The following is a 12,547-nucleotide window of genomic DNA, read 5'->3' as shown; positions in this document are numbered from 1 at the left end:
TCCTCACTTTTCTTGTTTCCACTCTTACACGCCTTCCGCACCGCCGACGATCTCCGTGATCTCCTGCGTAATGCTTGCCTGACGGGCACGGTTGTAATACAGATTGAGCTGTTCAATCATCTCCTCTGCATTTCCCGTTGCCGCCTCCATTGCGGTACGGCGTGCCGCAAGCTCACTTGCCACACTCTCACAGATACCGCCGTAGATCAGGCCGCCTAAGTATTCCGGCACAATCGCTTCAAATACCTCGACACCGTTTGGCTCATACAGGATCAGATTCCGGATTTTTTTCGCTTCCGGATCCTCTCCGTCCTCTTTTGCAATGTCAATCAGAGGCAGGATCGGCACGGAAACCGGCATCTGCGACAGCATCGACACGAATTTTGTGTAACAAAGCTCCACATGTCCGAAGGTCCCTTTCCGGAACTCACGGCACAGTGCGCGCGCGATCTCAAAGCTGTCTGCCACAGAAAGATTTGCGATCTCGGCAAAGCTGTCCGTCAGGATTTCCAGCTTCCGGGATTTTGCATACTCCACTGCCTTTTTGCCGACCGGAACCACACAGATCTCTTTTCCTTTGGCATCTGCCTCAAAGCATCGGAACAGATTCGCGTTGTATCCGCCCGCAAGGCCGCGGTCTCCGGCAACCAGCACGTAGCAGCATTTCTCGTTTTTTGCCTCTTTTGCATAAATGGAATAAAATTCCGTGTTTCCTTTTGCAATATCCTGCAAAGTGCGGTACAGCTCCTGAAAATACGGACGGCAGGTATCAGCCCGCTCCTTCGCTTTTCGCAGCTTGGAGGACGCTACAAGTTCCATCGCCTTGGTAATCTGCATCGTGCTTTCGACACTTTTGATCCGCAGCTTTACGGCTTTCATGTTTGCAGCCATAGGCTCCTCCTTCTTTCCTTATTTTGCAGGTCTTGTATTGATAAAGTTTTCGGTGTACGATTCGAGCGCACTTTTCAGCTTCTCTTCGGTATCTGCCTCGAGTTTTCCGGTTGCGGAAATCTCCTGCATCACGGCAACACCCTCGGCATCGGTATCAAGCCAGGTATACAGTCCGTCCTCATAGGCGCGGACATCCTCAGCTGCAACCTTTGACAGAATTCCTTTCGTTACCGCATAAAGAATGGCCACCTGTTTTTCTACCGGAACCGGTGCATTCTGGTTCTGTTTTAATACTTCCACGATACGCACACCCTGCTCCAGACGCGCCTTTGTATCGGCATCCAGATCGGATCCGAACTGTGCAAAACTTGCCAGCTCGCGGTACTGGGAATAGATCAGTTTCAAAGTTCCGGCTACCTTCTTCATCGCCTTAATCTGCGCATTTCCACCGACACGGGATACGGATACGCCAGGGTTTACCGCCGGCATAACGCCCGAGTGGAACAGCTCTGTCTCAAGGAAAATCTGTCCGTCTGTGATGGAGATGACGTTCGTCGGAATATAGGCGGAAATATCGCCTGCCTGGGTCTCAATGATCGGCAGGGCCGTCATGGATCCGCCGCCGTGTTCATCGTCCAGCTTTGCGGCACGCTCCAGAAGTCTGGAATGGAGATAGAAAACATCTCCCGGATAAGCCTCACGTCCCGGTGGACGGCGGATCAGCAATGAGAGTGCACGGTATGCAACCGCGTGCTTACTTAAGTCATCATAAATGATCAGCACATCTTTTCCCTGATACATAAAGTACTCGCCCATGGCACAGCCGGAATACGGTACGATATACTGCAGCGGGCTCGCTTCGGATGCCGTCGCTGCCACGACGATGGTGTACGCCATTGCGCCGTTCTTCTCAAGATTTTCTACTAAGGACGCTACTGTCGAACGTTTCTGTCCGATGGCAACGTAGATACAGATCACATCCTTGCCTTTCTGGTTCAGAATGGTATCGGTTGCGATCGTTGTCTTTCCGGTCTGACGGTCTCCGATGATCAGCTCTCGCTGACCTCTTCCAATCGGAACCATGGAATCGATCGCTTTAATACCGGTCTGCAGCGGCTGATTAACACCTTTTCTCTCACAGATGCCCGGTGCCGGGCTTTCAATCGGACGGTACTCTGCTGCCGTAATCGGGCCTGCGCCGTCGATTGGCTGGCCGAGCGCGTTGACAACGCGTCCGATCATACCTTCTCCGACCGGAACCGAAACGACCTTTCCCGTTCTTTTTACAAGCTGTCCCTCGCTGATGTTCTCGCCGGAACCGAATAAAACGACAGATACGCTGTTTTCCTCGAGGTTCTGTGCCATTCCATAGCTTCCATCCTCAAACTCCAGCAGCTCGCCTGCCATACAGTTCGAAAGACCGCTGGCTCTCGCGATTCCGTCTCCGACCATCAGAACGGTGCCTGTCTCATCCTGCCGGATCGCATTTTCATAATATTTGATCTGGCTGCGGATGACCTTGGATATTTCTTCTGGTTTCAGTTGCATGTTTTCCTCCTACACCACTGTATCGCTGATTCTTCTGGAAAGCTCGGCCAAACGTCCCTTTACGGTTCCGTCAAACAGCTTTCCGTCGAGCTCCACGCGGACACCCGCCAGAACGGACGGATCGGTTTTCAGTTCCATCACGACCGTTTTTCCGCTCATTGTTTCCAGTTTTTTCTTCAGAAGCTCTTCCTGTTCCTTCGACAGGGATGCTGCGCTCGTCACAACTGCCTCAGCAATATTGTGGGCTGCGTAGTATCTGCGCTGGAATGCTTCCTGGCATCCGCCGAATTCACGGAGAAGATTTTTTTCACACAGCAGTTTGATAAAATTGACCAAATACGGTTCCGCCTGGCTGCCAAATGCCGCGTCGATCAGCCCGATCCGCTCTTTTCGCGGAATCGAAGGCTCCGATAAAAGGCGCGGATACTCCGGGTTTTCCCGGAACAGAGCTCGGATCTCCTTCATCTCGGAAAGGATTTCCTCTTCGAGATGCTCCTCCTGGGCCAGCTCATACAGGCTCCCACCGTATACTCTGGCAGTTTCTGTCATGATGCTTCACCTACATTCGATATAAATTCATCTATCAGCTTCTCATGGTCTTTTTCATTAATCTCACGTTCAATGACCTTTCCGGCAATATCCATGGCAATGCCGCCGATCTCGCCTTTGACTTCATTGACCGCTTTCTTTTTCTCCTGGGCAATCTCTTTTTCTGCCTTGTTTTTCAGGGCAGCTGCCTGTTCGGAAGCCTCTTTTACGATTTTCTCGCTCTGCAGCGTCGCTGTCTTTCTGGCGCTTTCGAGAATCTCGTTGGCCTTTGCCTTGGCCTCCTGCATATTCTGCTCATATTCCTCTTTGATGGCGTTGGCTTCTTTTTTTGCCGCCTCTGCGTCTGTGATCTCCGCATCGGCTGCCGCACGCCGTTTTTCCAGCATCTCATTGATCGGTTTGAAAAGGAACCGTTTGATCAGATACATCTGGATGAAGAGGTTGCAGATCTGTGCGATAAAAGTCCAGGGGACAATTCCTACCAGTTCCTGAACCTGCATAGTTTCTTTCCTCCTAGCAATCATTTACTCCTTGCAACTATTTCAGGAAGTTCATGAACATTCCCGGTGCTACGAAGATCAGAAGCAGGCCGGTTACGAAACCGTAAATACCTGTGGTCTCTGCGATCGCACAGCCAAGAAGCATCGTACTTGTTACATCACCTTTGCATTCCGGCTGACGTCCGATTGCCTCAAGTGCCTTTGCTACGGCGTTACCTTCACCGATACCAGGTCCGATACCTGCGATCAGGGAGCATCCTGCGCCGATTGCGCATCCTGCGAGAGCGATACCTTTTGCTAAAATCTGAAAATCCATCTTGTTTTCCTCCTGTATTTTCTTTTTGTAAACCTCATTTTTTAATCTCTTTAGCCTTCTTCTGCTGCATTCGCAATGTACATGACAGTCAGCATACAGAAAATAAAGGCCTGCATCACGCCGGAGAACCAGTCAAAATAGACCGACAGAACAGCCGGGACACCGACGTCCAGAATCGGGATCTGTGAAAGGGTTCTTCCGAGCACGCCGGGAAGCAGTCCCAGCAGCTTTCCGCTTGCCAGTGCCAGCGATCCGTAGATCAGGGCATTGATGACAACGCCGGAAAGAATGTTTCCAAAGTGACGGCACGCCATACTGATCGGCGTTGCGAGCTCCGACAAAACGTTAAACGGTGTCATAACCGCAATCGGAGTCGTGAAGCCCTTCAGATATCCGCCAAAACCGTTGGTTTTGATCTTCTGTGTGGTGATCATGATGAAAACCACAACAGCCCAGGCCGCCTCGGTGGAAAGATCTGCTGTCGGACTTCGAAGTCCGATCAGGCTGATCAGGTTCGAGACAACGCTGGTCGCGAAAAGCGCCGACACAAAAGGAATCAGATACCGGAATTTTTCTCCCATGTTGCCGATGACGAATTTATTTGCGGTCTCCACAATCATTTCTGCCACCGCCTGGCGTTTGGAGATGTTCCGTATCTTCAAATCTCTTGTGAGCCAGATGCAAAGTCCGGTAATGAGTGCCATTACAATCCAGCTTACCACCAGCGTTTCGCTGATCTGAATTTTCCCGAACAGCGGAAAATCGATCGGGATCGTAAAAAAGACTTTTGCACCGGAGATATCAACCTCCATTCTCTTTTCTCACCTCCTCTGTATGAGATAAAATAAAAAATTTGAACCTTTTGTCAAAGCGGATCTTCACAATCCGCTTCGCTGCTTGCTCATAACCGAATCGCTGCTTCGCTGTTTCGGTTTCAAAACGCCGTCCCGTCTTTGCGGCTTTCGCCAAAGATCAGGTTCAGCGCTTTATGCTGTTTTTTATGCCCTTCAGCTTGATGGCCGTTCCCGGAATTAAAAGCGGCAGGATTCCTGCAGCAAACTGGAAGCATGGAAGCACAATCGCCAGAACTGCCCAGAGCATCTGCATCAGGTTTCTCTGCGAATAGCTTGCCTGCATCCGCCGTTTTGCTCCCGCCTCGTCTGTCTCGGACACTGCTTTTTGTACTGCCATGCCCATCAGGAAAAAGTTCAGCACCGCAACGGCACCGCCTCCGATTCCCCCGAGGATCACCCGATAGTCAAATGGGATTTTTTCCGGCCAGATCAGGTGCAGGATCAGAAACCCGACCCACATCACAACCACGCCGACAACAGTATAGATGGCAACATTTTTCGTCTCCTTTTTTACGGCCGGCTGGACCTTGTCTCCGAAATTGCTCATATCGCCTTGTTTCCTTTCTAATGGATTTTCCCCTTAAAATCAGTCTGAAATCTTTTCTCTGCCACTTGATCTTCGTCAACTGTGAAAACTTTTTCAGACACGTTCTAAATATGTCGGTTGAAAGACACCCGCTTTTTCTTCTTTTTTCCGTCCGGCTCCGTCTCGATGCGTTTCTGATGCCGCAGAACGCTCTGCCCGAATTTCCAGGCTGTCACGGCACCGCCTCCGATCCCAAAGAAAAAGCCGAGCAGATAAATCCATGTTCCAACCGAAAAGCGGTCGCAAAGCCACCAGCAAAGTGCCAGACAAAGAAAAAGAGGCGTCACAAGGGACAGTCCGAATTGTGTCAACATTGTGAGATTGGTAATCATCCCCGTCCACTTCTTCATATCCTGTCCCTTTCTGCCGTCTCTTTTTTGTCAGACTTTCGGGTCTGCGTTCTGTCTTCCATTTTTGTAACCGCTTAGTCAGATTGTATCATAAACGTTTTCATAAGACAAATGAATTTGTATATTTTCCAAATTATTTGTTTTTATTTACATTCTTTTCATAATAATTGGAACAATTTTCTCATTTTGTCCCATTGCAAAATTGCAGCGTTCACCTCGCTTCTTATTTTTTGAAAAAAACTGCGGTTTTATTCCACACATACTGCCGTTTTTTCTTTCCAACCGGAAAGCTGATAGCTTACCTCATAGTGTCCCGGCTCCAGCAGGTATCTACCGTTTTCTTCTGATCCGAGCACTTCTGCAACCGCTTCTTTTTCACTTTTGGCAACCATTGGAAGTACGGCCTCTGCGGTACAGTCGAACGGAACATCCATGGTGATGGTCACGTGCTCTTTGTCGGAAAGCTCCCAGCGAATGCTGTACATTCCCGATGCAGAATCATATTTTGCCTCTGCATACCTCAAATCCCAGTTCAGCGTCGGTGCAAACTGTACGGTCCTGACACCCGGATGGGATTCCATCGTGTTGATGCCGGCAACGTGACGGAACATCCATTCCTGGATGGAGCCGTAAGCATAATGGTTCATACTGTTCATACTGATGCCGGAAATCGTACCGTCCGCAAGAAGGGAATTCCAGCGTTCCCAGACGGTAGTTGCACCAAGCTTAACCTCATAAAGCCAACCCGGAAATTCCTCGTTCAGCAACAGTTCGTAGGCAAGATCATTCATGCCGTTGTCGGTGAGCACATTGTTCAGCAATGGTGTTCCGACAAATCCCGTCTTCAGTTTGTGGTTACTCTGCTCAAACAGCTTCAGAAGCTGCCGTTTTGTCAGCTCTTCGTTCTTTGACAGATGGTATTTCAGCGTCAGCAGCAGCGCCGTCTGTGTTTTGATGCAGCAGCGGCCTGTTGCGCTGTAATATTCTTCCTGTACCACAGCAAACTGCTCCTCGGACAGCTTCTGATACTTCTCCTGCTCCTCGCGGTATCCCAGCACACCGGCCGCTTTTGCCACGATTCCTGCGCTGATCGCATAATACAGGTTTGCAATAAACTCCTCGTCCGTTGCACCCATGACCTGCTCAGCGCCCTGCACCGGATTGTCAAGCGCCAGCCAGTCGCCAAAGTGGAATACATATCTCCAGCCATGGTTGTCCCCATCCACTTTCGTGATGTAGTCCACCCACGATTTCATGCTCACAAACTGATCTTCCAGAATGCTCTTGTCCCCATAAAACAGATATAGATTCCACGGAATGATACACGCCGCATCGCCCCAGACACACGCTGCATCCTCGATGCCGCACGATGGCACCACATGCGGCACCTTTCCGCCGAGCACGCTCTGCTCTTTTGCCATGTCGTACAGGTATTTTGCATAAAATGCATACGTATCTTCGAGATACATCGCCGTCGGCGAGAACACCTGCGCATCACCCGTCCATCCCATGCGCTCATCACGCTGCGGGCAGTCGGTCGGAACATCCACAAAATTGCACTTTAAGCCCCAGCGCACATTGCTGATGAGCTGATTGACCAAATCACTTCCTGTTTTCATCCAGCCTGTCGCTGTGATGTTGCTGTAATAAGAAAGACCCGTGAAATCCTCTTTTTTCAGATCCGGAATGCCTTCGATCTTCACGTAACGGTAGCCGTAGAACGTAAAATGCGGCACAAGATCCATTTCGGTTCCATCGGAAATATAGATGTATTCGGATTTTGCACTCCGCAGATTGTCATTGTAGAAATTGCCGCGCTGCAAAATCTCACCTGTCTGAACATGAATTTTGGTTCCTGCCGGCACGTTGACATGCAGCTTGAAAATTCCCGTAAACTCCTGCCCCATATCGAAGACCAGCTCGCCGGCCGGAGTATGAAGCAGTTCTTTAGGTTCAAACGTCTCATGAATCGTCACCGGAAGGCTCATGCGTTCCGTCAGTTCTCCTTTTGGTGCCTCACAAAAAACCGCCTTCTCCAATGGCAGTTCCGACAGCGTGTCGTCCCGGTGCTCACCGTCGTAAAGATTCGAGAATGCAATTTTACTGCGCCGCACCTGCCACGATTCATCCGTGCCAATCACCTCTTCCGAACCGTCCGCATACGTCAGATGCAGCTCCGCAATCAGCTTCCACTCATTGCCGTAAAATCCCTTGTCCTCAAACGCACTGAATCCAAACCGCGCCTTGTACCAGCCGTTTCCAAGCAGCACACGGAGCATTCCCTGTTTTGAAACCTCCTCTGTCACATCATACGTCTGATACTGTACCCATTCATTGTAATCATTGCTGTACGGCGTCAGGTACTCATCCCCGACACGCTTCTCATCCACATACACCTCATACAGTCCAAGTCCGCAGACATACAGCCTGGCCTTCGCTACCTCTTTTGCCGGAACAATTTCTTTTTCAAAATATGGATGACGGTTCTCCTTACTGTCACAGGAAATCCATTTTCCTGTCCATGCTTCATTCCGTTTTCCGGTCTCAAAAAACTGTACTTCACTCACCGCCGTCTCCCCGGCATCACTGCCCGCTTCCACGTTCCAGTAATACCGCGTTCTCGGCTCCAGATCCAGCTTCACCGGATAGAAAAGACTGCTCGCCTTATCATCCTCTCCGGAATCAAACAGCAGATGCTCCATCGCTGCATCCGATGCTACACGGATTCTCGCATAGCTCTGTTTTTTTCCTTCCGCGTCTTTCACTTTCCAGGAAAAGACCGTTCTCTCCATTCGGAACCCCATTGGATTTTCCAGATGATTCACCTGTGCGTGATAAATTTTCATTTCAATATCCTCCTCCACCTTATTTTTGAAAATTCCCCCATTTTTTCTCATTTTATCATGATCCCTTTCGAGAAAAAAGGTTCTGTTTTGCAGGAAAAAACATCTTTATTTGCACCATTTCCTGCCACCAGACATCTCCCGGATTGCCAGAAAGTATGGGACATTTTCCCTTTTTCGGGCTACACCGAAACTAATAAGAGCCTGTGCTTTCCTTTCCCCTCCGCCGCAGTGCGATCCTGCCCGGAGGGCTTTTGACTTTACAGGAAAATTCAACGAAGTTTCCTGTAAAGTAAAAAAATGCCGGATTCTTTGAACCGCCCCAAGAAATCAGATTTTTTAGATCTAACTTTTTAGGACGGTTCATCCGACATTTTTCCGGAATTTTCCGGCTCTATCTTCAGTTTCTATCTTCAGTTCAGCAATTCATCCGCCAGCGTTCTCTTCGGCACATAGTGCACATCATTTTCATCCCGGTAATAATTCGTATTCCCATCCTCCGGCACATCCACCAGATGAATCTCCTCCGCCGGTTTTCCAAACGCCACAATCAAAAGCGGCCGGATCTCCTCAGGCAGTCCAAGTACCTCCATTACCTCGCCCGCCTGAAAATTCCCGATCATGCAGCCGCCAAGCCCCTGCTCCACAGCCGCAAGCAGCATCGTCTGCGCCACAATCCCGACATCCTTCTGATACCGGTTCAGATTCTCATCAATCCTCTTATCCTGGCAGATCACAACAAAACCCGTCGGCCGTTTTCCCGGATGCGGCAGTACCATATCCGGCAGCGCCCGCGCCCACTTTGTCAGCCCCTGCACCTTCTCCACTTCTTCCGGCTCCCACGCCAGAAAATACTTCAACGGCTGCTTATTCACACTCGAAGGACAAAGCCGCGCGCAATCCACAAACACTTCCAACGTCTCCCGCGAAATCCGCACCGACTCATCAAATCCACGATAACTCCTGTTCTTCAACACCAGATCCCTTAACATGTCCCATATCCTCCTGTCTCAAATTTACTTTCTACCACCCACTCTACCACACCTCCCCACCCCCCGCAATCACCTTTTTCATTTTCCCTCTTGACATACTTTGATATTCAAAGTATTATATATCTAGTTTTAAAAACCACATGCTAAAGTATTTTACATCACATATTTATTCTATTTATTCGTCACCAATAACCAGACCTCAAGCCAGTCGCCGCGCCATGGAGCATCTTCTGGGCAGGCGCATTTGCAGGAGGCCCGCAAACTCTTAGTCTATGGAATTTTGCGTTGCTTTCAAAAACGGCACTGTCTGAGCGCAGCGAGTTTGCCGTTTTCGAAAGCGCTTTTAGCAAAATTTCATGGACTTAGAGTTTCCCGGCCTCCGAAACCGCGCCTGCCCGGAAGACGCTCCACGGCGCGGCGACTGGCTTGAGGTCGTCCTTCCTACCACAAAGGAGAATTTATATGCTTCCAGAATTAAAAATAGGAAATTTAGTTGCCAAATACCCCATCATCCAAGGCGGAATGGGCGTCGGCATCAGCCTCTCATCCCTCGCCGGCGCCGTCGCCAAATCCGGCGGAATCGGCGTCATCTCCGCCGCCCAGCCCGGCTGGCGCGATCCGGAATTCGCGCGTGATCCCTTAAGTGCCAATCTCCGCGCACTCGCCTTCCACATCCGCCGCGCCAAAGAAATTTCAAACGGCGGCATCATCGGCGTCAATATCATGTGCGCCCTGACCCACTACGAGGAATACGTCCGCTGCTGCATCGAAAACGGAGCCGATCTCATCATCTCCGGGGCCGGTCTCCCGACTGATCTGCCAAAATACACAGCGGGAAGCTCCATCAAGCTCGCCCCTATCGTTTCCCCGCCCCGGACTGCCAAAGTTCTTCTGAAGCTTTGGGATAATCACTATCACCGCGTCCCTGACCTTGTTGTCATCGAAGGTCCCGCGGCCGGCGGCCATCTGGGCTACTCCGCCGAAACCGTGGAAGAAACAGCACGGCGCGGCTACGATGACGAAATCCGGGAAATTCTGCAGATTGTACATGGCTACGAAGAAAAATATGCCTGTACCATCCCCGTCGTCTTTGCCGGAGGCGTCTACACCCATGAGGATATCCTTCACTATCTGTCGCTTGGCTGCGCAGGCGTCCAGATGGCTACCCGTTTCGTTGTCACGGAAGAATGCGATGCCGATCCCCGCTACAAACAGGCATACCTGAATGCAAAAAAAGAAGATATCACGATCATGCACAGTCCGGTCGGCATGCCGGGCCGCGCAATCCGCAATCCGTTTCTGACGGAACGCGAACAGGAACGGGAAAAAATCTCACACTGCTACCAGTGCCTCAAAAAATGCGACAAAGCCTCCATTCCCTACTGTATTACCACTGCCCTGACCCGCGCTGCCGATGGCGATACCGACAACGCTCTCCTTTTCTGCGGAGAAAATGCATGGCGTCTCGATCACATGACCACCGTGCCGGAGCTGATGGCGGAACTGGCCGGGGAATCCCTGCCGGACAGCAAAAAATAAAAAATTTAGTAGTGACTTTCCTTCCCAATAATGTTACAATCTTCTTTATGGTGTCAGCATAAAAAATCTTCAAGAACTGACCATAAACCCAAAATTTTTGTAACACACAAAAGGAAGGAACTCTATGAACAAACACAACAAATCCCGCAGCTCGTTTTCCGGCAAAATCGGTTACGTGCTGGCTGCAGCAGGCGCTTCCGTCGGACTTGGAAATATCTGGCGTTTTCCCTACCTCGCAGCAAAATACGGCGGAGGAATTTTCCTCCTCATTTATATCCTGCTGGCGCTCACCTTCGGCTACTCCATGATCGTTGCCGAGTCCGCCATCGGACGCATGACACGAAAAAGCCCGGTCGGCGCTTTCCAGTCGTTCGGCAAATCGAAATGGCTTTCCGCCGGGGGCTGGATCAACGCCATTATCCCGATTCTGATCGTTCCATACTACTCTGTCATCGGAGGATGGGTCATCAAATATCTGATCGAATACGTGAAGGGCAACAGTACCCTGCTCGCAGAGGACGGCTATTTTTCCGGCTTCATCTCAAACGGAGTTTCCACAGAGCTCTGTTTTGCCGTTTTCTGCCTTATTACGGTCGCCATCATCTACGCCGGTGTGCGAAACGGCATTGAACGCGTTTCCAAGGTGATGATGCCGATTCTGATCGTCCTTTCCGTTATCATTGCCGTTTATTCCGTAACAAGACCGGGCGCACTGGCAGGCGTGAAGTATTTCCTTGTTCCGAACCTCAAAAACTTTTCATGGATGTCCGTTGTTGCCGCCATGGGACAGATGTTCTACTCCCTCTCGATTGCGATGGGTATTCTGATCACCTTTGGCTCCTACATGAAAAAAGACACCTCGATCGAGGATTCCACACGCAACGTCGAAATCTTTGACACTGCCATTGCGATCATGGCAGGCCTGATGATCATTCCTGCCGTCTTTGCCTTCTCCGGCGGAAATCCGGATACCCTGCAGGCAGGACCTTCCCTGATGTTTATCACCATCCCGAAGGTATTCGCCAATATGGGCTTTGGCACTGTGATCGGTATTCTGTTTTTCCTTCTGGTGCTGTTTGCCGCACTGACCAGCTCCATCGCACTGACAGAAAGCGCCGTTTCCACCTTTGAGGATGAGCTCGGCTGGGGCCGTAAAAAATCGACCGTTCTGATCGGCGTTATCATGATTGCGCTCGGAACGCTCTCCTGCCTTGGCTACGGACCGCTTTCCTCCGTCACCATTCTTGGCATGCAGTTCCTGGATTTCTTCGACTTCCTGACGAACTCCGTGATGATGCCAATTGCTGCCATTGCCACCTGTCTTCTCGTTTCGAGAGTCATCGGTGTGGCAAAAATCGAGGAAGAAATCATCCACGGTGAGAGCCGCTTCCGCAGAAAGAAAATCTTTCTTGTCATGATCCAGTATCTCTGCCCGGTGTTTGCACTGATCATTCTGTTCAGTTCCGTGGCAAATGCATTCGGCTGGATCACCATGTAATGAATCTGTAAACGATGAAAAAAGATTGTTTTCGAAACACGATCACGATTTCGAAAACAATCTTTTTTTATCCAAATCTGT

General features: G+C 50.3%; 12 protein-coding genes. 2 read left to right on the top strand and 10 right to left on the bottom strand.

Going from position 1 to position 12,547, the window contains the following annotated elements; genetic code table 11:
- Positions 1–24: 24 nt before the first annotated feature.
- The 10 genes from atpG to DW743_RS04755 form a co-directional block, all read right to left on the bottom strand.
- On the bottom strand, positions 25–891 hold the full coding sequence (atpG, locus tag DW743_RS04800) for an ATP synthase F1 subunit gamma (RefSeq protein WP_055227962.1): 867 nt from the start codon (positions 889–891) through the stop codon (positions 25–27).
- Between the two features lie 18 nt (positions 892–909).
- A complete protein-coding gene (gene atpA, locus DW743_RS04795) occupies positions 910–2,439 on the bottom strand; it encodes a F0F1 ATP synthase subunit alpha (protein ID WP_117760663.1) in 1,530 nt (509 codons plus the stop codon).
- Positions 2,440–2,448: 9 nt separating this feature from the next.
- Entirely contained in the window at positions 2,449–2,988 is a 540-nt protein-coding gene (gene atpH / locus DW743_RS04790; RefSeq protein WP_117760661.1) for an ATP synthase F1 subunit delta, read from the bottom strand.
- The gene (gene atpF / locus DW743_RS04785) at positions 2,985–3,488 is read right to left on the bottom strand and encodes a F0F1 ATP synthase subunit B (RefSeq protein WP_022462448.1); all 504 of its coding nucleotides are present in this window, start codon (positions 3,486–3,488) and stop codon (positions 2,985–2,987) included. The genes atpH and atpF overlap by 4 nt, the downstream gene beginning before the upstream one ends.
- Before the next feature lie 37 nt (positions 3,489–3,525).
- The gene (gene atpE, locus DW743_RS04780) at positions 3,526–3,804 is read right to left on the bottom strand and encodes an ATP synthase F0 subunit C (protein WP_022462449.1); all 279 of its coding nucleotides are present in this window, start codon (positions 3,802–3,804) and stop codon (positions 3,526–3,528) included.
- 50 nt (positions 3,805–3,854) lie between these two features.
- Positions 3,855–4,616 carry a F0F1 ATP synthase subunit A gene (locus tag DW743_RS04775; RefSeq protein ID WP_022462450.1) on the bottom strand — a complete coding sequence of 254 codons (762 nt, stop codon included), beginning with the start codon at positions 4,614–4,616 and terminating at the stop codon, positions 3,855–3,857.
- A gap of 166 nt (positions 4,617–4,782) precedes the next feature.
- Positions 4,783–5,205 carry a hypothetical protein gene (locus DW743_RS04770; RefSeq protein ID WP_117509356.1) on the bottom strand — a complete coding sequence of 141 codons (423 nt, stop codon included), beginning with the start codon at positions 5,203–5,205 and terminating at the stop codon, positions 4,783–4,785.
- A gap of 104 nt (positions 5,206–5,309) precedes the next feature.
- Positions 5,310–5,594, bottom strand: coding sequence for an AtpZ/AtpI family protein (locus DW743_RS04765; RefSeq protein WP_055227958.1), 285 nt, complete (start codon positions 5,592–5,594; stop codon positions 5,310–5,312).
- 248 nt (positions 5,595–5,842) lie between these two features.
- A complete protein-coding gene (locus DW743_RS04760) occupies positions 5,843–8,440 on the bottom strand; it encodes an alpha-L-rhamnosidase (RefSeq protein WP_117760916.1) in 2,598 nt (865 codons plus the stop codon).
- Positions 8,441–8,850: 410 nt separating this feature from the next.
- Positions 8,851–9,429 (bottom strand): nitroreductase family protein, encoded by a 579-nt coding sequence (locus tag DW743_RS04755; protein WP_117760659.1) that lies wholly within the window; start codon positions 9,427–9,429, stop codon positions 8,851–8,853.
- A 462-nt stretch (positions 9,430–9,891) separates the two neighbouring features.
- Between DW743_RS04755 and DW743_RS04750 the strand changes: the two genes are divergently transcribed.
- Positions 9,892–10,968: an NAD(P)H-dependent flavin oxidoreductase gene (locus DW743_RS04750; protein WP_117760657.1), complete on the top strand. Its 1,077-nt coding sequence runs from the start codon at positions 9,892–9,894 to the stop codon at positions 10,966–10,968.
- 124 nt (positions 10,969–11,092) lie between these two features.
- Complete coding sequence (locus DW743_RS04745; protein WP_117760655.1) at positions 11,093–12,466, top strand: sodium-dependent transporter; 1,374 nt, start codon at positions 11,093–11,095, stop codon at positions 12,464–12,466.
- Positions 12,467–12,547: the final 81 nt, after the last annotated feature.

This window comes from Blautia sp. AM28-27 (assembly GCF_003480905.1).
Classification (GTDB): Bacteria; Bacillota; Clostridia; order Lachnospirales; family Lachnospiraceae; genus Fusicatenibacter; species Fusicatenibacter saccharivorans.
The sequence above is the reverse complement of the archived record's forward strand: the minus strand, read 5'-3'. Positions and strand labels throughout refer to the sequence as shown.

Bases quoted from the DNA above. Each gene is read 5' to 3' on its own strand.
- atpG (WP_055227962.1), bottom strand. From the start codon at position 891: ATGGCTGCAAACATGAAAGCCGTAAAGCTGCGGATCAAAAGTGTCGAA.
- atpA (WP_117760663.1), bottom strand. From the start codon at position 2,439: ATGCAACTGAAACCAGAAGAAATATCCAAGGTCATCCGCAGCCAGATC.
- atpH (WP_117760661.1), bottom strand. From the start codon at position 2,988: ATGACAGAAACTGCCAGAGTATACGGTGGGAGCCTGTATGAGCTGGCC.
- atpF (WP_022462448.1), bottom strand. From the start codon at position 3,488: ATGCAGGTTCAGGAACTGGTAGGAATTGTCCCCTGGACTTTTATCGCA.
- atpE (WP_022462449.1), bottom strand. From the start codon at position 3,804: ATGGATTTTCAGATTTTAGCAAAAGGTATCGCTCTCGCAGGATGCGCA.
- DW743_RS04775 (WP_022462450.1), bottom strand. From the start codon at position 4,616: ATGGAGGTTGATATCTCCGGTGCAAAAGTCTTTTTTACGATCCCGATC.
- DW743_RS04770 (WP_117509356.1), bottom strand. From the start codon at position 5,205: ATGAGCAATTTCGGAGACAAGGTCCAGCCGGCCGTAAAAAAGGAGACG.
- DW743_RS04765 (WP_055227958.1), bottom strand. From the start codon at position 5,594: ATGAAGAAGTGGACGGGGATGATTACCAATCTCACAATGTTGACACAA.
- DW743_RS04760 (WP_117760916.1), bottom strand. From the start codon at position 8,440: ATGAAAATTTATCACGCACAGGTGAATCATCTGGAAAATCCAATGGGG.
- DW743_RS04755 (WP_117760659.1), bottom strand. From the start codon at position 9,429: ATGTTAAGGGATCTGGTGTTGAAGAACAGGAGTTATCGTGGATTTGAT.
- DW743_RS04750 (WP_117760657.1), top strand. From the start codon at position 9,892: ATGCTTCCAGAATTAAAAATAGGAAATTTAGTTGCCAAATACCCCATC.
- DW743_RS04745 (WP_117760655.1), top strand. From the start codon at position 11,093: ATGAACAAACACAACAAATCCCGCAGCTCGTTTTCCGGCAAAATCGGT.